General features: G+C 68.8%; 9 protein-coding genes and 1 pseudogene. 5 read left to right on the forward strand and 5 right to left on the reverse strand.

The genetic code is table 11. The annotated features are described in order from the left end of the window. A pseudogene (locus ABZT47_RS33115) lies at positions 1–507 on the reverse strand (hypothetical protein); the annotation flags it as partial. Between the two features lie 597 nt (positions 508–1104). Here ABZT47_RS33115 and ABZT47_RS33120 point away from each other — a divergent pair. The 4 genes from ABZT47_RS33120 (at position 1105) to ABZT47_RS33135 (ending at position 13147) form a co-directional block, all read left to right on the forward strand. After that, a complete protein-coding gene (locus tag ABZT47_RS33120) occupies positions 1105–2214 on the forward strand; it encodes a helix-turn-helix domain-containing protein (RefSeq protein WP_354851085.1) in 1110 nt (369 codons plus the stop codon). A gap of 464 nt (positions 2215–2678) precedes the next feature. Further along, positions 2679–3578, forward strand: a complete 900-nt coding sequence (locus ABZT47_RS33125; RefSeq protein ID WP_354851088.1) for a hypothetical protein — start codon at positions 2679–2681, stop codon at positions 3576–3578. Between the two features lie 18 nt (positions 3579–3596). Continuing rightward, positions 3597–12650, forward strand: coding sequence for a DNRLRE domain-containing protein (locus tag ABZT47_RS33130; RefSeq protein ID WP_354851091.1), 9054 nt, complete (start codon positions 3597–3599; stop codon positions 12648–12650). Beyond that, the gene (locus ABZT47_RS33135) at positions 12638–13147 is read left to right on the forward strand and encodes a hypothetical protein (RefSeq protein ID WP_354851094.1); all 510 of its coding nucleotides are present in this window, start codon (positions 12638–12640) and stop codon (positions 13145–13147) included. Before ABZT47_RS33130 ends, ABZT47_RS33135 begins: the two co-directional genes overlap by 13 nt. A 101-nt stretch (positions 13148–13248) precedes the next feature. Here the strand turns inward: ABZT47_RS33135 and ABZT47_RS33140 are convergent, their stop codons facing one another. The 3 genes from ABZT47_RS33140 to ABZT47_RS33150 form a co-directional block, all read right to left on the reverse strand. Continuing rightward, positions 13249–15570 (reverse strand): excinuclease ABC subunit UvrA, encoded by a 2322-nt coding sequence (locus ABZT47_RS33140; protein WP_354851097.1) that lies wholly within the window; start codon positions 15568–15570, stop codon positions 13249–13251. 165 nt (positions 15571–15735) lie between these two features. Beyond that, positions 15736–16782 (reverse strand): ABC transporter permease, encoded by a 1047-nt coding sequence (locus ABZT47_RS33145; protein WP_354851099.1) that lies wholly within the window; start codon positions 16780–16782, stop codon positions 15736–15738. Beyond that, complete coding sequence (locus ABZT47_RS33150; protein ID WP_354851102.1) at positions 16779–17729, reverse strand: ABC transporter ATP-binding protein; 951 nt, start codon at positions 17727–17729, stop codon at positions 16779–16781. Before ABZT47_RS33150 ends, ABZT47_RS33145 begins: the two co-directional genes overlap by 4 nt. 122 nt (positions 17730–17851) lie before the next feature. Here ABZT47_RS33150 and ABZT47_RS33155 point away from each other — a divergent pair, with 122 nt between their 5' ends. Beyond that, positions 17852–18592, forward strand: coding sequence for a MerR family transcriptional regulator (locus ABZT47_RS33155; protein WP_354851104.1), 741 nt, complete (start codon positions 17852–17854; stop codon positions 18590–18592). 3 nt (positions 18593–18595) lie between these two features. Here ABZT47_RS33155 and ABZT47_RS33160 read toward each other — a convergent pair whose 3' ends face one another. Further along, complete coding sequence (locus tag ABZT47_RS33160; protein WP_354851107.1) at positions 18596–20290, reverse strand: AMP-binding protein; 1695 nt, start codon at positions 20288–20290, stop codon at positions 18596–18598. Between the last annotated feature and the right edge of the window lie 72 nt (positions 20291–20362).

Consider the following 20362-nt stretch of genomic DNA (forward strand, 5'->3'; position numbering starts at 1 on the left):
CAGCGGCCCGGCCAGCACGAGCAGCACCCCGGCCACCGCCTGCACCGGGCCCTGCGCCACCAGCGCCACCCCGGACGCCACCAGGAGCGGCGGCAGCAGGACCGCCACGCCGCCGATCAGCGGGTCGCCGAGCAGCCAGGCGAGATCACGCCAGGTGGCCGGGTCCTTGAACACCCAGTCGAAGGTTCGCATGAAGTCGGGCACCAAGGACGTCCGGTAAAGTCTGCGGCCCTCGCGGTACCAGCCGTCGCGCTGCGGCATGAGCGGTGGCGGAGCGGCGCGGTAAGGCGGAGCGATCTGCACGTCGGCGAAGGCCAGCGCGAGCCGGCGCGCGTGGGTGGCGCGGCGGCGGACCAGGCGGACGGTGGCCGGGAAGAGGAAGACCAAACCGAGCCCGAAGCACGAGAAGATCAGTAGCACGGCCAGCGCGCCGATCGCCGCGTTCACCACGGTCAGGGCGAGCAGCGTCAGTACGCGCTTGAAACCGATCACCGTCCGGATGGCCACGGGAACAAGTCTGCGATATCCGGGCGCCCGCCTGGTAGTGGCCCTGGCGCCCGATCCAAGGTGGAGATAAGTGCACCCTCGCCAGGGCCGCAGATGCATTCCGCCGCCTCGCCGCGCTTCCTACCGTCGGCTACATGGACATCATCGACAACACCGGCCGTGCAAGGTGTACGGCGAACAGGTGGCGGTCGACGAGCTGTCGTTCTCCCTCCACAAGGGCGGCGTCAGCTCCGCCTCACCCATCCCACTCCCCGCACACAGCCATCACTCTTCGGACCGAACCGGTCCGAAGAATCCGCTGCAAAGCCCTCACCAGCGAAAACGCCAGACCACCATTCGGCCGAGCTGCACCGACACCGCGCCTATGCATCAATCAGCGCGACATCCGCACCAAGTGGCCATCGCCGAGCGTCGCCGGCGATACGGCTCACTGACGAGACGACGAAGGAAACGCACGCGAGCAACGGATGAGTGTCCGCGGGCCGACGCTGGGACGGTGCCCTAAGGCGCGCCCTCCGCTGCGCCCGTCTGGATTCAGGTGTGGAGTCGACGGCGTCCTTGGAGAGCAATGACGACTGGTTCACGGAGGGAGGCCTGATGAACATCACGGAAATGCGTACAGAGCATCTTGCTCCTGAGGACCGATTTCCCTGCTGGAACGAGATGTACTCCCGCATGTACGTGTCTTCACTGCTCAGTTGTGAAAATCCAGCCGAGTTTCGCGCACGGGCACGCGTCGTGGATATCGGGGAGATCCAGATATCCGACCTTGCTATTTCAACCGTCGAGGCTCGGCGCACCACGAAGATGATCCGGCAGTTCGATCCAGAGGTGTATCTCCTTCAGCTGATCACCAGCGGTGACGGACATCTGGCTCATGGCAGCCGGGACGCCATGTTTCAGGCACGCCAGTTCCTGCTCATGGATTCCTCACAGCCCTACCATGGCAGGCGCTCATCGACGACCGGTAGCAGCCGGGCCGTGCTGGTGCAGGTGCCTCGGGCGTCCCTGGGTCTGCGCCCGGTCAGGGGTGACCGGTTGGTCGCGGCGCCGTTCGGCGCCGACGAAGGCATCAGCGCCGTGCTGGCGAACCATCTGCTCGCGGTGATGGAGCACGCCGAGCACTACACCGCCGCCGACTCGGTGGCGCTGGCCGACGTCACGGTGAATCTCATCGCCGCCACCCTCGCCCATCACCTCGACGGCACCGATCCTCTTTCTCCACAAGCGCGGAAACACGCCTTACTGGCGCAGATTCACCGCTTCATCCGCCAGCGGCTCGCCGACCCCGATCTGACCGCCGATCTCATCGCGGCCGCTCACAACATCTCCACCCGCCAGCTCTACAAACTGTTCCAGAGTCAGGGGGAAGGCATGGGGATCGCGGCCTTCATACGTCGTAGCCGGCTGGAGCGCTGCCATCGCGATCTGGCCGACCCCGCACTCCGCCACCACTCCGTGCACACTATCGCCGCCCGTTGGGGCTTGGCCGACAGCGCCCATTTCAGCAAGATCTTTCGCGCCGCCTACGGCCTGTCGCCCCGTGACCACCGCCACCATGCCCAGCACGGCGACGCCATGCACGAAACGACAAGGCCGGATCCAGGGTGGCCCCGAGCACAGCCGCCACCCTTCGAACCGAACCGGTCCGACAAGCCCATACGGCAGCCCTCACCAGCGAAAACGTCTCGACCGTCACTCGGCTGAGCTGCATCGGCACCACATCTACGCCTTGACCGGTGCGGCATCAACGCCAAGCGGTCCTCGCAGAGCGTAGTAGGCGATACGGCTCACTGACGAGACGACGATGGACGCTTGCTCGACCTGTGCACGAATCGACAAGAAGTGTGCAGAAACGTCCAACAATCTCCTGCCGAGAGTCGTTGATGATTGGCGCAGCAGTCATCCACTTGCGGAGACGACGACAGCCGACGCTCGGGCTCATTTGTACTTATTGGACTTTGTGTGCGGCCCGACATGTGCCGCATGCTTCGTGGCTGGAGGGTGCGGCGGTGCCGGTTTCGCATGCACGAACGGAGCGTCAGAGCTCAATTCGCCGCAGGGCATCGCGCCATTTCGGTGCGGCGACCATCGCCTTCCGACGGCGTAGGGTTCTCCTGCGGCTGGCGGGGGCCGTGGTGTGTCTCAGCGTGTTCGTCGCTGGAGTGGGCGTGCCGGACGGGCTGGTGAAGAAGGCCGCCGCGGAGGCGTCGTCATCTACCGCCGAACGGAGCGTGGACGGGCGTCCGATAGCGCCGAAGCCGGTACCCAAGGGCGTCGAAGATCTGCACAAGCCCACTGTGCGTGCCGCTCCCCGATGGCCGAGAGCGGGCAGCGGACGGGTTGGCCTTTCCAAGGGGACGGCCGCGGTCACGGTTGCCGGGTTGCCGGTGTCTGTGGCTCCGGTGGTGTCCGCGGCCACGAAGCCGGCGGACAAGGTCGAAGGCGAAGCCGCTTCGCCCTCTCCGCGGGCCTCCGCATCCTCGCAGAGATCTCCCTCCTCGGTTCAGGTGGAGACGTTCGACAACGCGGTCGCCCGGCGGTTGGGCGGCGTCGGGGTCGCGGTACGGCTGACCCGTGGTGACGGGGGTGCGGCGACGGCGCCCGCGAAGGTCACCGTGGACTATTCGTCGTTCGGGAACGCCTATTCGGGAGGATTCGCGTCGCGGCTCACCGTGCTGAAGGTGCCGGCGTGCCTGCTGGATGCCAAGCCGTCGCAGGAGTGCGTGGAACAGGCTAGAGCGAAGACGCGAACGCTGCCGGTGGTCAATGACGTGGCGCATGGAAAGCTGACCGCGGTCATGGACGCGGCGGCGGCGTCCGCGGGCGGCGCGGCTTCGCCGGACGCGTCGGTGTACACGCTGGCCGGCTCGGCCGCGTCGACAGGCCCGGACGCGGGCGGATCATTCGCGGCCACCGACCTCAAGCCGTCCGGCACCTGGCAGGTGGGGATTTCCGGTGGTGATTTCTCCTACACCTATCCGATCCCGGCCGTTCCGGCGCCAGGAGGGGCGGCGCCGGAACTGGGATTGCAGTACTCGTCGTCGTCGGTGGACTCGTTGACGTCGTAAACCAACAACCAGGCTCCGTTGACGGGCCTGGGCTGGGATCTCGGTGCGGGGTTCATCGAGCGGCAGTTCGAGCCGTGTGGTCTTCCAGGGAGCCGGCTGGAGGGGCACCTGTGCTGGCACTCACCGGATTCCGACCCGGCGGGTTCCGTGCTGACGCTGTCCGTCGGGGGCCGTTCCTCCCAGATCGTGAGGGACGCGTCGTCGGGGACGTACAAGACAGTGGAGGACTTCGGCTGGAAGATCGAGTACGCCGCGTCGGGGAGCGAGAGCGGTCAGCCGTACTGGAAGGTGACCAGCCAGGACGGGACGGTCTACCGTTTCGGCTTCCACCGGGAATCCTCCTGGCAGGTGCCCGTGCTGGGAGACGACACGGGCGAGCCGTGCCATGCGGCGTTCGTGGCGGCGGGGAGCTCGTACCCGAAGACTCCGGCGTTCTGCTCGGCGCCGTGGCGGTGGCAGCTGGACCGGCAGGTCGATCCCAAGGGCAATGTGATCGACTACACCTGGGCCCGGGAGACCAACACCTACTGCCGGGCGGGCGGGACGGTGTGCACCTGGGTACCCGACTACACGTTGGGTTACGACCGGGGCGGATACCTGTCTGAGGTGACGTACGGCTCCAACGCCAACGTGGCGGGGTCGACACCGACCGGGAAGATCGCTTTCACCACGGCGGATCGAGGAACGCCACCGGCAGGGGTCACCGATTGGCAGGACGACACGCCGACCGACCTCTGGTGTGCCAGCAGCTCCAGTTGCGGGCACAACGGCACTCCCACCTTCTTCACCGCCAAGCGGCTGGACGCGATCACCTCACAGTCGTGGAACACCTCGTCCGCGCAGTGGGAGAACGTGACCAGACTCGATCTGGTCTACAAGTGGATCGACACCGACTGCCCGGAGGACGCTCCCTTCGGCTGTTTGGGCAAGCCGGTGTTGTGGCTGGACCGGATCCAGCCGGTGGGTATGGCGGGGAACGGGCCGGACATCGCGGCCCCGCCGGTCGACTTCACGGCCACCTTGCTGGACAACCGGGCCGACTATGTGGAGTTCAGTGACGACCACCCGCGTTTCAGCCTGCCGCGGGTCTCGGCGGTCACCACGGGTCTCGGCGGCGTCACCGAGGTCACCTATGGGCAGGCGAGCCCCTGTGAGGACCAGGGGATGACGGGCTGGGACGTCAGCGCCCAGGACTGCTACGGCTACGAGCTGTACAACTACACGTTCGGTGAGTCGTCGATCTACCGCAACGGCGCCATCTACAACAAGTGGCTGGTCATGAAGACCGTGGAACGGGACCTGGTGACAGGGTCCCCGGACCAGGTGACCCAGTACGAGTATGTGGGGACCCCAGCATGGGCCAAACCGGTGCCGCTGATCCCGGTCCCCAGGCAGTGCACCGGCGATTCCTACCTGTTGGAGGAGTACTACTCCTGGCTGCAGACGTGCAATGAGTGGCCGGGCAACTGGACGGAGTTCCGCGGCTACCAGACCGTCCGGGCCATCAAGGGGACCATCGGTGGAGACCAGTCCCAGGCAAGCGTCACGGCCACCTCTTTCTACCGCGGGTTGTACGAGGACACCGTCGCCGACGGGAGTCCCAAGCACACGACGGTGACCGACTTCGACGGCGCCTCCCACGACGACCTGCGTGTGTTATCCGGTAGAACGCTGCAGGAACAGACGATGCGTATCACCGGCATGTCGACCCCGGTGTACGCCTGCACCTATTCCACGTGGCAGACGGGGGTGACCTACGACTACGGCGACCGCGTCACCTACCAGAACCATCACTGGGAGGCGATCGTCGCCAACGTCTCATACTCCAGCGGTCTGAACTCCAGATACTGGACCGACCTCGGGCCCTGCCCGATGACCGCGTCGGTGCCGAACGCCTTCGGCGAGGAGACCTCGACCCGGTACGAGTACGAGAACGTGGCCACCGGCAGCGGGCCGAGCATCTACGACCCGCACCTGGTCAACCAGACCCGCCAGGTCGCCCGTGAGAAGGCCACCACCGGCTGGCGATACACCGAGACCAAGACGACCTACAACGCCGACGGGCTGCCGACGGCCGTCAACGACTACGGCGAGCGCGGCGACGCCGCCGACAACACCTGCACCGCCACCACCTACGCTCGCAACACCGGCACATGGCTGATCAGCTACAAGGCGTCGGAGGAAAGACACGCCGGCGACGACTGCTCGGCCGGTGCGCTCCTCGGCCGGACGATCTCTCTGTACGACGGGGCGACGAGCCCCGGGGCCAACACGCCCACGCGGGGGAACGTCACCGAGACCCGCACCTACTCCACCGCCGCGGATTACTCGGCCAACAAGTCCACCTATGACGGTTACGGCCGGCCGCTCACCTCGACCGACCCTCTGAGCAAGACGACCACCACCACCTACACGCCGGCGGTGGGCTGGCCCTCGGGCGGAGTGACGGTCACCAACCCGTTGGGCCACACGGTGACCACCTGGTCCTCGCCGTACAACGGACAGCCGGTCGGCATGCGCGACGCCAACGGCAACGACGTCAACATCGACTACGACGCCCTTGGCCGGACCCTGCAGCTGTGGACGCCCGACGCCCCCAAACCCGACGCCGCCCATCCCGATCGAGTCCCCGCCGCCAAGGTCGCCTACACGATCCCCATGAACGGGGAAGGGGTTGTCACCGGCCCTCCGCTTACGGCCACGTCCCGGCTTCAGTCAGGCTCGGGCGCCTCGGCGAAGTGGGTCACCGCCTACTCCTACGAGGACGGGCTGGGCCGCCCCCGGGAAAGCCAGACCGCTTCTCCTGCCGGCGGGCGGATCGTTCAGGTGTCGACCTACGACGCGCGAGGTCTGACCGCCGCGGCGTCCGCACCGGTGTACAACTCCGGCCAGCCCGGTTCGGGCCTGCTGAACCCGGCGCTGGACTCGGTGCTCCAGTGGTCGAGACCGGAGTACGACGCGCTCGGCCGGACCACCGCCCAAGTCGACATGTCCGGACCGAGTGAGCAGCGGCGTACGACGACGAACTACCCGGGGGCCGACAAGTACGAGGTGACGCCGCCGGTCGGCGGCAAGACGGTCTACTACACCGACGCCGCCGACCAGGTCACGAAGATCGAGGAATGGCTCGCCGGTAGCGGAACAGGCCAGCAGGCGGTCGCCGCGGCGGGACCGTCACCGGCTCCCGCGGCTGCTGCCGGCAACCCGGCGCAGCCGCCATCCTCGCTCGCCGCGACCGGATCCTCGGCGGCCGGAGCCGACTCGCCGCTCGTGAAGGCGGCGACCGATGGTGCGCAGGCGTCTCGCGAGGCGGTCGCGTCCGGTAAAGCGGTCGAGGTGGCGTCCATGACCACGGCCGACAGCGCCACGGTGGCCAACGCCAACGGGTCGTTCACCACGACGCTCAGCGCACGCCCGGTCAGGATCAACCAGGACGGCCGCTGGACGGCCATCGACACCACGCTGACCGAAAAAGACGGGACGCTCGTGCCCAAGGCCGGGCCGAAGGTGCGGATCTCCACCGGAGGTGGCGGGCCGTTCGCCGAAATGGCCGACGGCTCCGGCAGGTCCGTGAAGCTGACCTGGCCGACCGGCTTGCCCCGCCCGGTGGTGACCGGGAACGTGGCACGGTACACCGACGCCGCCGGGCCGGGCGCCGACCTGGTCGTCACCGTGCTTCCCAACGGCGTCCGCCACGATGTGGAACTGCGGAAGCGTCCCACCACGCCGGTGGAGTACCGCATCGGCGTGGACGGTCAAGGGTGGAAGCTGGCGCAGGACGCGGACGGGCGACTACGCCTCACCGACGGCTCCGGAACGTCGGTGGCCCCCGTCGCCACTCCTGTGATCTACCCGGCCAAGGTCAAGACCAAGTCCAAGGACCCGGCCAAGCGCCGGAGCGCCGCGCGAACGCCGGGGAAGATCGACACCAAGATCGTGCAGGAGAACGGCCGGCAAGTCCTCGTCCTTCGGCCGGATTCCGCCTATCTCGCGGACCCGAGCGTGACGTACCCGGTCGTCGTGGATCCGACGATCAGCCTCTCAGCCCAGTCCGACACGTGGATCGGCGACTGTTGCGGCGGGGAGACCTCGCAGTACACGGACTCCTACCTGTGGGTCGAAGGCGGCTGGGGGGTGTCACGCTCCTTCCTCAAGTTCGACACCTCTTCGCTGGCCGGTGCGCAGGTGAGCAGCGCGACCCTGCGGCTGTACAAGACCGACATGAGCTCGGACACGCTGCTGAGCGGAAGCGGGCCCAAGGTCCAGCGGATCACGAGCAACTGGGATGAGACGACGCTGGCCTGGGGCAGTCAACCGTCCACTACGACGTCCGGGCAGGTGGCGATCGCGGGCACCGCCATCCACGACGGCGTAGCGGAGACCCTGACTTGGACCGTCACCTCGATGGTCCAGGCATGGGCCTCCGGCACCGCCAACTACGGCGTTTCGGTCCGGGCGAGCAGCGAGGCCAACGACGAGTACGGCATGGCGTTCGAATCGGCGGACACGCCGTGGTCGGGAGCGCATCCGCCGGCACTGGCGGTGACCTACACCATCGCGTCCTCGCCCACGATCAGCGGCCTGTCCATCACGCCGGTGACCGGGACGGCGGTGTCGTCCCTGACCCCGACGCTCCATGCGACGGTCGCGGACGCCGCGGGCGGAAACCTGCGGGCCGACTATGAGCTCGAACACGACCCGGCCTATCCGGCCGAAGGCACCGGCTCGGTCTGGACGGGAAGTTCGTCGACGGTCGCCGCCGGCACGGACGCGACCGCGGCCGTGCCCGCCGGGAGGCTGACCGACGGGTGGCACATCCGCTGGCGGGCCCGTGCCGCCAACACCGGTGCCTCCACGACCTCGGCGTGGTCGGCCTGGCAGACCGCCACGGTGAGCGTGCCGGACCCGGTGGTGGACCAGCTCCAGGTCACTCCGTCCCAGACGCTCGGCGGCACGAAGGTCACCTCCACCCTCACCCCTGCCCTCGCGGCCCGGGCGACCACTCCGGCCGGCGGGGCCTCCCGGGTGGAGTTCGAGGTGGAGCACGACCCGGCCGACACCGCGCACGGCACGGGAAGCATCTGGACCACCGGGGCCGACAACATCGCCTCCGGCAGCCAGGCCACCGTCACCGTGCCCGCCGGCAGGCTCGCCGACGGGTGGAAGGTCCGGTGGCGTGCCCGCGCGGTCGCCACCGGGTCCAACGCTTCGGCGTGGACGGCCTGGCAGGGGTTGACCGCCACCCTCCCGGCCGCGGGAGTGGCCCAGCTTCAGATCACCCCATCCCAGGTGACCGGTGGGAAGACCGTGGTGTCCTCGTTGACGCCGCAGCTCCTGGCCACCGTGACCGACTCCTATGGCGCACCCTTGCGCGCGGAGTTCGAGGTGGAACACGACCCGGCCGACACCGCGCACGGCACCGGCCAGATCTGGACGACGGCGGCCGACAACGTGGCCTCCGGCACCCAGGCGGCCGTCACCGTGCCTGGCGGGAAACTCGTCAACGGCTGGGGCGTGCGCTGGCGCGTCCGCGCGGTCAACACCACCAATCAGGTCTCATCGGCCTGGTCGGACTGGCAACTCGCCGCCATCGATGCCGGAAACGTCGCACCCGACCCGGCCGTCACCGCTCTGCAGGTCACTCCCTCCCAGGTGGTGGCCGGTAGCACGGTCACGCCGTCGCTGACTCCGCACCTGCTCGCCCAGGTCACCGACCCGGCCGGCGGTACGCTGCGGGCCGAGTTCGAGGTGGAGCACGACCCTGCCGACACCGCCCACGGCACCGGCACCATATGGACCGGCGCCGCCGACAACGTCTCCGCCGGAACGCAGGCCTCGGTGGCGGTACCCGATGGTGCGCTGACCGAAGGCTGGACGGTGCGCTGGCGGGCGCGCGCCCTGGCAGGCGGCACGGCCTCGGCCTGGTCGGGCTGGCAGAGCTTCCGCGTGGACCAGCCCGACCCCGTGCTGGGGACCCTCCAGGTCACCCCCTCCCAGGTCGTCGGGGGCACGACCGTGACCTCCACCCTGACCCCGCAACTGCTCGCACAGGTCACCGACCCGGCGGGCGGCAAGGTACGCGCGGAGTTCGAGGTCGAGCACGACCCTGCCGACACCGCCCACGGCACCGGCGGCATCTGGACGACCGCCGTCGACGACGTCACCTCGGGAACCCAGGCGACCGTCACCGTCCCCGGCGGCAAGTTCGGCGACGGCTGGCTGGTCCGCTGGCGCGCCCGCGCCGTCACCCCCGGCGGGACGACCGCCTGGTCGGCCTGGCAGCCGCTGACCGTCACCGACGCCTCCCAGCTCCCGGCGATCGAAAACCTGCGCACCCAGCCGTCCACGGGCGGCACCACCAGCACGCTCACCCCCGCATTGATCGCCAAGGTCAGCGCACCTCAAGGCGGACAACTCGGAGCGGAGTTCCAGGTGGAGCACGACCCGGCCGACACCGCCCACGGCACCGGGAGCATCTGGACCACCTCGATCACCGGCATGGCCTCCGGTAGTGACGCCGCCGTCACCGTTCCCGCCGGCAAGCTCGCCGACGGCTGGAAGATCCGCTGGCGAGCCCGCGCGGTGAGGGGCGGCGTCCCCTCCGACTGGGCCTCCTGGCAGACCGTGACCGTCAGCCCCGCCAAGCATTACGACACGACCTACGAGTACGACCGCGACGGTCGCATGACCAAGCAGACCGACGCCAACGGCAACGTCCGCACCTTCACCTACGACCTCATGGGCCGCCGCACCGCCGCCCACGACCCCGACGCCGGCGACTCCCAGCAGAGTTACAACGCGGCCGGTCGCATGGTGTGGTCGACCAACGGCAAGGGCCAGAAGGTCTCCTACTCCTACGACGACCTCGGCCGCAAGACCGCCTTGTGGTCCGGCGATGTCAACACGGGCAGAAAGCTGGCCGGATGGGTATACGACACCCTCGCCAAGGGGGAGCTGACGTCGGCGACCCGCTACACCGGTAGCGGTGACTACGTCGACGCGGTCACCGGCTACGACGCGATGGGCAGGCCGACCGGATCCACCTTGACGATCCCCTCGTCAGAGGAACTGCTCGCCGGCACATACACGTTCGGCACCACCTACACGCTCTCGGGGGCGGTGGCGACCTACACCATGCCCGCCGCGGGCGGTCTCCCGGCCGAGACGGTCACCTCCACCTACAGCGACCTCGCCCTCCCCAAGGGCATGACCTCCAACCTCGGTGGAGCCTTCACCTACGTCGGCAATACCACTTACTCGAACACCGGCCGTCTTGCCGAACGCACCTATGGTGCGAATGGAAAGATCAAGCGGACGCTGGCGTGGGACGACGCGACAGGGTGGGTGAAGCGGGTCACCACGACGACCAAGTCCGATACCAGCAGTCCGGTGGTCAGCCAGGACGACCAGTATTTCTATGACATCTCCGGAGAGATCACCCGGATCCTGGACGCCGCCTCCGCCGCCGGCGGCAGCTCCGGCCAGTCGGAGTGCTTCGGCTACGACGGGCTGCATCGGCTGTCCCAGGCATGGACCACCACCGCCGGCGCCTGTGGAACAAGTACCGCATCCGCCGACAACCTCGGCATCGATCCCTATGCGCAGACCTACGGCTACGACGGCGTCGGGAACATCACCTCCGTCACCACCGGCGGCCAGACCTCCGCCTACGCCTACCAGCAGCCCGGCCCCTCAGCCGTGCGGCCGAACGCGGTGACCTCCCTCACTCGGCCCGGCGGCGCCGACACCTACGGGTACGACGCCGCCGGCCAGCTCACCTCCCGCACCGTCGGCGGCAAGGCCGGGACGTTCACCTGGAACGAGCTCGGTGAGATGGAAAAGGCGAGCGTCGACGGCCAGGACACCACCATGGTGTACGACGCCGACGGCGAGCGCCTCATCCGTCACGACCCCGGCGGCAAGACCACCCTCTACCTCGGCTCCATGGAGATCGAGGTCGTCGGCAGTGCGATCACCGGCAAGCGCTACTACACCACCCCTGACGGCGCCACGGTCGCCATGAGGACCGGCGGCAACGGCCTTACCTGGCTGATGTCCGGCCTACATGGCTCGACCCAGCTCGCGGTCAACGACACCACCGGGCAGGTCTCCCGGGAGCGTTACCTCCCCTTCGGGCAGCGTCGCGGTACAGACGACCTCCCGTTCACCGACCACGGCTTCCTCGGCAAGATCGAGGACGACTCCACCAGCCTTGACTACCTGTCCGCCCGCTACTACGACCCCACCATCGCCAAGTTCATCTCCACCGACCCACTGCTCGTCCTCAGCAACCCCCAATGGGCCAACCCTTATAGCTACGCCGGCGACAACCCAATCGGCCTGTCAGACCCGAACGGCCTGGAACCGCGCCCGTGGCATGATCCGAACTGGCTCAACAAGTCAGCGAAAGAGCGCAAGCGGATCACCAAGAAGTACATGGCCGGGGAGCGCCGCGCGGCGAGCGAGTTTCACAAGCGTGAGCACGACAAGGCATTGCACGCTCTGGCCACCGACAAGCAAGGCCTTGATGAACAAGTAAAGAGAAACAAGGCGCTGGAGAAAGACAGGGAAGGGGTGCAGCCCGCTGGCATTTTCGGCGAAGGGGAGGACGTCGATACAGCGGTCTTCATTACTGGATTAGCCTTGACCACCGATGGCCTAGGGGACGCTCTCTTGGGTGCCGAAGGCGCTGCGGCAGCGGGCGAAGAAGCCGTGGCCGCTGGTGAGGGTGCCGAAGCCGCAGCGTCGGACGCTGAAGCAGAGGCTGCGGCGGTGAGAGACGCAACGGGCGCCGCAAAGAAGCGCAAGCATGCAACATATATCGGAGGATGGGACGAGGAGGGGAATATATACGTGGGATGCTCATCCAATCCGGTAGGCTGTGCGGAGGATGATGTTGCGCGGCAAGGGGGGACCAACTTCACGAACGCTTATGGATGGCGGCGCAACAAGGAAACCGGCGAGTTGGAGTGGAAGAGAATTCGCACCTGCAAGAAATGTCAGGATAAGTATAAGCGGCATCAGTTCCCACATGACAACACGTACGACCCTGGAGGGAAGTGGAGCGATTGATTCCCAAACATATGCCTGCTGAAGTTGAGTTGAATAGGCATCGCTGGGCGGATCTGCGCGTCTGTGAAGGTCGCGCATCCGCGGTGCCTGAAGCTGCGCGGGGGTTGATGGCGGCGAAATCGGCAGATGAGGCGGAGCAATATTACTGGCAACTCGAAAATAGGGTGGTCGTTCAAGGGCAGCTATATAATTCGGCACCTCCGCTCGTTTCGGTCTTGACTGCCGCCTTGCTTGACGAACTGGAGCGACCTGCCAAGATAGGAATATTGGATCTACTATACCAAATAGTGTCTGGTGAGTCTCATCCCGATGAAGTGGGGGCGGGCAATCCTGATCTTGGGTGGAGATGTCGCCATAAAGCCCGGGAAGGGATATGGGTTTTCTATCGAGAGCTCCTCATTGGAGAGTCGGCTGCCGCTTGGGACGTGCTGGAAGTCATCGATGAAGATGCTGAGCGACTAGCAGCTTTCTCGACGCGACGGAAATTGGGTGCATGATTCGACACGCTTCTTGAGGCTTGGATCGCCCGGCGGCCGGACCTGCGCGCGCCAGCCACCTGACGGGCGTCCCAGCTTGTCCGTGCCTGCGTGCTGGGGCTCTACGGCTCCCGGCCGGTGTAGAGGCGGAGGTGCTCGGCGGTGAGGGTGATGCCTTGGGCCACTAGGTCGGACGGGGGGCCGGAGAAGACTATTTGGCCGCCGGCGTGGCCGGCGCCGGGGCCTAGGTCGATGATCCAGTCGGCGTGGGCCATGACGGCCTGGTGGTGTTCGATGACGATGACGGTGTTGCCGTCGTCGACCAGGCGGTCGAGCAGGCCTAGAAGCTGGTCGACGTCAGCCAAATGCAGGCCGGTGGTGGGCTCGTCCAGGACGTAGGTCGTGCCGTTCTTGGCCATGTGGATGGCGAGCTTGAGCCGCTGGCGCTCGCCGCCGGACAGCGTGGTGAGCGGTTGGCCGAGGCCGAGGTAGCCGAGGCCCACGGCCGCCAGGCGGTCGAGCACCACCCGGGCCTGCCCGGAGGGGAAGAACTCGCGCGCCTCGGCGACCGTCATGGCCAGGACCTCGCTGATGTCCTTGCCGCGCAGGCGGTACGACAGGACCTCGGGGGTGAAGCGCTTGCCCTCGCACCGCTCGCACACCGAGGCGACCTCAGCCATCATCATCAGGTCGGTGTAGATCAGGCCGATGCCCTTGCACGCCGGGCAGGCACCCTCGGAGTTGGCGCTGAACAGTCCCGGCTTGACGCCGTTGGCCTTGGCGAACGCCGTCCTGATCGGGTCGAGCACCCCGGTGTAGGTGGCCGGGTTGCTGCGCCGCGAACCGCGGATCGGCGACTGGTCGGCGACGACCACGCCCTCGCGCCCGGCGACGTACCCGTGGATGAGCGAGCTCTTGCCCGACCCGGCGACCCCGGTGACGACCGTGAGCACGCCGAGCGGGATGTCGACGCTGACATCGCGCAGATTGTGCAGGCTGGCGCCGGTGACCGGCAGCCATCCGGCGGGGGAGCGGACCTTCTCGCGCAGCTCGACCTTGTGGTCGAGGTAGCGGCCGGTGAGCGTGCCGGACGCGCGCAACCCGGCCAGGTCGCCCGCGAAGCACACCTCTCCGCCCGCCGAACCGGCCCCCGGCCCGAGGTCGACCACGTGGTCGGCGATCGCTATGGTCTCGGGCTTGTGCTCGACGACGAGCACGGTGTTGCCCTTGTCGCGCAGCCGCAGCAGCAGGTCGTTCATGCGCTGGATGTCGTGCGGGTGCAGCCCCGCCGTCGGCTCGTCGAAGACGTAGGTGACGTCGGACAGGCTGGAGCTGAGATGGCGCACCATCTTCACCCGCTGCGCCTCGCCGCCGGACAGGGTGGAGGACTCGCGGTCGAGGCTGAGATACCCCAGGCCGATCTCGACCAGGGAGTCGAGGGTCTCGGCCAGGGTGTCGAGCATCGGGCCCACCGACCGGTCGCCGATGGCGCGCACGAACGCCGCCAGGTCGCTGATCTGCATCGACGAGCACTCGGTGATGGTGCGCCCGTCGATGACCGCCGACCGGGCGGCCTGGTTCAGCCGGGCGCCGCCGCAGGCCGGGCACTCCATCAGCTTGACCGCGCGGTCGGCGAACGCGCGCGCCTGCGCCTGCATCGACTCGCGGTCCTTGGCCAGGTACAGCCGCCGGACCTTGGGGATCAGCCCCTCGAAGGTGACGTTGTGCGTGCCCATCTTCACCTTGGTGGCGGGCTGGTGCAGGAAGTCCTCCCACTGGGCCGGGGGGTAGTCCTTCAGCTTGACGGCCGGGTCGAACAGGCCGGACTTCGCCATGAGCTGCCAGTACCAGGTGCCGACCCCGAAACCGGGCACCTTGACCGCGCCGTCGTCCAGCGACAGCTCGACGTCCACCAGCTCGGCGACGTCGATGTCGGACACCTTGCCGAGCCCCTCGCAGTCGGGGCACATGCCCTCGGCGCGGTTGAAGCTGAACGCCGACGGCGGGCCGACGTGCGGGGTGCCCAGGCGGCTGAACAGGACGCGCAGCATGGTGTGGGCGTCGGTGGCCGTGCCCACCGTGGAGCGGGCGTTGCCGCCCATGCGCTCCTGATCGACGATGATCGCCGCGCTCAGGTTGCGCAGCGCGTCGACGTCGGGCCGGGCGCGGCTCGGCATGAAGTTCTGCAGGAACGCCGTGTAGGTCTCGTCGAAGAGCCGCCGCGACTCGGCGGCGATGGTGTCGAAGACGAGCGAGGACTTGCCGGAGCCGGACACGCCGGTGAAGACGGTGAGCCGCCGCTTGGGGATGTCCAGGGAGACGCCCTTGAGGTTGTTCTCGCGGGCGCCGCGCACCTGGATCAGGTCGTGACCGTCCGCCGCGGAGTGGTCGCGCTCGCGGAGCGGTTCATGGCTTCGGACGGGGCCGGCCTGCTGGCTGGACATCAACGGGACCTTCCATGGTCGAGAGAGGGGGAGGAGGGAGGAGGTGACGCCAGGGATAAGGGTCGGAACCGACAGAAGCCGGCCCGAGCCGTCCTCCCCCCTCTCCGGACGAAGAGGGGGGAGCAGCAACATCGTACAACGTACGGTGTGATGGCGGGGGCGTGATCACAGGGGGCGTTGCAGTGCTTTGGCGCGGCGGGCGGCGACCGCCGACCCCGACTCGCGGCGGGCCATCCGGCGCAGCACGGCCGGTGCGAGCGCGAAGCCGAGCAGCGCCCAGGCGCCGAGGACGCCCGCCGTTTCCAGGTGCCGCCAGGATTCGCCCACCTCGGCGGCGGCCAGCGCGTCCGGCAGCAGCGCCGAGCGCAGGCCGAGGCCGAGCCAGTAGACCGGGAAGAGCTGCGCCACCACCTGCAGCCACCCGGGGAGCGCGGTGAGCGGGTAGAACACGCCCGAGACCGCCATCAGTGCCATTAGCGGGAGCGTTATGACGCCCATGGCCTGCGCGCTCTCGAACAGCGAGCCGAGCACCGCGCCGATCGGCAGCACCGCCACCAGCCCGATCGCCAGCACCCAGCTCAGCGTCAGCCAGGACGACACCTCGCCCAGCCGCAGCCCGTCGAACAGGAACGCCGCGGGGACCAGCGGGACGAGCGCGCCCGCCACCGCCATGCCGGCCCGGCTGAGCACCTTGCCGGTCAGGTAGCCGAGCATGCCGTTCGGCGTGGCCTTGGCGCGCAGCAGGGTGCCGTCCTCGCGGTCCATGGTGAGCGTCATGGCCAGGGCCATCATGCCGCTGAACACGACGTTCAAGCCGAGGACGCCGGGGATGGACTGCGAGCCGAGGGAGAAGCCGGTGCCCGGCACCGTGTTGTGCCGCAGCAGGTACATCACGACCAGGGCGATGGCGGGCAGGAACAGCGCGCCCCACACGTCCTGCGCGCTCGTCGCGCTCTGCCGGAACTCGATCCGCGCCCGGTGCAGCCCCGCACGGAACGCCACCACCCGCGCACCGCCCCGGCCCCCGGGCGAGCCGGAATCAACTGGAGGAATGGACGGCGGGAAGGCCGCGGGTTCCGTGGTGCCGGAGGAGTGGGGAGCCGCGGTGCCGGGGGAGCGGGGAGCAGTGCGGTCGGACTCCGGAGGGGAGGCCGCGGGTTCCGGGGTGGTGTGGTCCGGTGGGCGCGGGGAGGAGGGCTCGGGAGTGGTCACGCCGGCACCTCCGCCAGCCGGCCGGGCACCTCGGCGTGCCCGGCGGACTCGAAGTCGCGCACCATCGCCAGGTACACCTCTTCCAGGCGCGTCCTGCGCACCTCAAGGTCGGTGACCGCGTCGCCGTGCCGCTCGAACAGCCCGCGCACGTACCCGGCGGCGTCCTCGACCGACGCCGCGTGCCACTCGCCGTCCAGGTTGTAGCGCACCTCCGCCTTCCCCGAGACGCGCCGTGTCAGCTCGGCCGCGCTGCCGTCGGCGACGATCACGCCGCCCACGAGGATCAGGATGCGGTCGGCGAGCCGCTCGGCCTCGTCCAGGTCGTGCGTCGTGAGCAGGATGGTCGTGTCCTCCAGGTCGGCCAGCCGCCGCACCAGCTCGTGGAAGTCCTGCCGCGCCTGGGGGTCGAAGCCCACGGTGGGCTCGTCCAGGAACAGCAGCTCCGGCCGTCCGACCAGCCCGATCGCCACGTCGAGCCTGCGCCGCTGCCCGCCGGAGAGCCGGGCGACGCTCGCCTCCGCCTGCCCTTCCAGCCCCACCAAGCCGATCAGCTCCTCCGGGTCGTACGGCCTGCGGCGTTCCGCCGTGCTGTAGGGGGTGTAGTAGCGGCCAAGTTGGTCCAGCAGCTCGCGCACCCGCCAGCGGCCGTGGTCGCGCCAGGACTGCAGCACGATGCCGAGCCGCGCGCGCCACGCCTCGTCCCCGTCGTCCGGGTCGGTGCCGAGGACCCGCACCTCGCCCGCGGAGCGCCTGCGGAACCCTTCGAGGATCTCGATGGTCGTGGTCTTCCCGGCGCCGTTCGGCCCGAGCAGAGCCACCACCTCTCCGCGCCGCACCCGCAGATCCACCCCGCGCAGCACGTCGGCGGAGCCGTACCGCATCCTGAGACCACGGGTCTCTATGGCCGGCTCGTCCGGCTTTTCCTTCTCGATGTCGCCCGGATTCATGCCTTCAATTTTCTCATTGAAGTGCCCTCTTGAGAGTTCGTCGTCCATCTGAGCTGACGTACTGGGCATTGCCCCGGATAACCTTCAAGTCCTTGGTGAACCCTGTCCGGGAAGGAAGATCGTTGGGCCGAGAAGGAGAGGCGAAGCTGCGCCCCGTCGACCTGGCGCGGCTGGTGGGCATCTCCGCCCAGCAGGTGCGCAACTACGCCGACACCGGCATCCTGCCCCCGGCGCCGCGCACGCCCGCCGGCTACCGCAGCTTCGGCGAGCGGCACCGCGCGGCCCTGCTCACCTACCGGGCGCTGGCACCGGGGTACGGCTGGGACGCCGCGCGGTCGATCATGCAAGCCCTGCACGCCGGCGACGTCGCCCACGCGCTCGCCCTGGTGGACGCCTCCCACGCCGCCCTGCACAGGCAGCGACTGTCGCTGCGGGCGACGGCGCGAGCGCTGGAGGAGGTCGCCGGACAGGAGCCCGAGCAGGGTCTGGAGGTGTCCGCGCGGTCGCGCCGGGGTCTGCGCGTCGGCGAGGTGGCCGCGCTGCTCGGGGTGCGCGCCTCCGCGCTACGGCTGTGGGAGTCCGCCGGCCTGCTGACCCCGCGCCGCGAGCCCGGCACCCGGTACCGGAGTTACGCCCCGGCAGACGTCCGGGACGCGCGGATGGTCCACATGTTGCGCCAGGGACGCTACCCCCTGTCGCAGATCAAGGGCATCATCGAGGGCCTGCGCCGCACCGGGAGCCGTGACGCCCTCCGCGCGGCCGTCGAGCAGCGCGCCGCGGAACTGACCCGGAGAGCGGCCGGCATGCTCGAAGCCTCCAGCCACCTCCAGCACTACCTGACCGGCCGGTCGCCGGAGTCCTGACCGTCAGGCGTGTTCGGTGGCGAGGAGGTGGCGCAGGCCGAGGAGGTCGATGGCCTGTTCGCGGAGTTCGACCTTGCGGACCTTGCCGCTGATGGTCATGGGGTAGGAGTCCACGGTCTGGACGTAGCGGGGGATCTTGAAGTGGGCGAGTTTGCCCAGGCAGAACGTTCGCAGCGTCTCGGCGGTCAGCGGCTCGGCGTCCGGGCGCATGCGCAGGAACGCCATCAGCTCCTCGCCGTACCGCTCGTCGGGCACGCCGATGACCTGGACGTCCAGGATGTCGGGGTGGGAGTGCAGGAACTCCTCCACCTCGCGCGGGTAGACGTTCTCGCCGCCCCTGATCACCATGTCCTTGATGCGGCCGGTGATGCTGAGGTACCCCTCCTCGTCCATGATCCCGATGTCGCCGGTGTGCATCCAGCCGTCGGGGTCGACGGCCTCGGCGGTCTTGTCCGGCTGCCGCCAGTAGCCGAGCATCACCGAGTAGCCGCGGGTGCACACCTCGCCGGGCGTGCCGCGGGCGACCAGCGCGCCGGTCTCGGGGTCGACGACCTTCACCTCCAGGTGCGGCCCGACGCGGCCGACGGTGGACACGCGGCGTTCCAGCGAGTCGTCCGGGCGGGTCTGGGTGGCCACCGGGGAGGTCTCGGTCATCCCGTAGCAGATGGTCACCTCGGTCATGCCCATGCGCTCGACGACCTGGCGCATGATCTCCACCGGGCACGGCGAGCCGGACATGATGCCGGTGCGCAGCGACGACAGGTCGAAAGACGCGAACCCGGGGTCGGCCAGCTCGGAGATGAACATCGTCGGCACGCCGTACAGCGACGTGCACCGCTCGGCCTGCACGGCCTCCAGCGTGGCGCGGGCGTCGAAGACGGGGGAGGGGATGACGACGCAGGCGCCGTGGCTGATGGCCGCGAGCGTGCCCATGGTCATCCCGAAGCAGTGGTAGAACGGCACCGGCACGCACACCCGGTCGGCGCCGGTGTAGCGGCACAGCTCGCCGACGAAGAAGCCGTTGTTGAGGATGTTGCGGTGCGACAGCGTCGCGCCCTTCGGGAACCCGGTGGTGCCCGAGGTGTACTGGATGTTGATCGGGTCGTCGGGGGCGGTCGCCGCGGCGGCCTCATCCAGTGCCCGCCGGTCGGCACGCCGGCCGGCTTCCATCACCGCCCGCCAGGCGTCGCCGCCGATCAGCAGGACGTCCGACAGCTCGGGGCAGCGCGGCCGCACCTGGCCGATCATGCCGGCGTAGTCGGAGGTCTTGAACCGCTCCGCGGCCACCAGCGCACGCACGCCGGCCTGGTTGAGCACGTACTCGACCTCGTGCGCCCGGTAGGCCGGGTTCAGGTTGACCAGGATCAGGCCGATCTTGGCGGCGGCGAACTGGGTCATCGTCCATTCGGCGCAGTTGGGCGCCCAGATGCCGATGCGGTCGCCCTTGACCAGGCCGAGGTCCAGCAGGCCGAGCGCGAGCGCGTCGACCTCCCCGGCCAGCGCGGCGTAGGTCCACCGGCGGCCGGTGGTGCGGTCGACCAGCGCGTCCCGGCCGCCGTGGGCGGCCACGGCCCGGTCGAAGTTCGCTCCGATGGTCTCCTCGAGCAGTGGTGTGGTGCAGATGCCGGTCGCGAGACTGGGCAGGGACCCCGCGCTCGATGTGCCGGGGATCTCGCTTTCCACGATGGAGGCGGTCACGGATCTCACTCCTTCGGTTCGCGCGGCCGGAACGGCGCCGATCGGACGCGTGCGGCGCGGCCGTCCTCGCGG

The organism is Sphaerisporangium sp. NPDC005289 (assembly GCF_040607455.1).
In the GTDB taxonomy this organism is placed as follows: Bacteria; Actinomycetota; Actinomycetes; order Streptosporangiales; family Streptosporangiaceae; genus Sphaerisporangium; species Sphaerisporangium rhizosphaerae.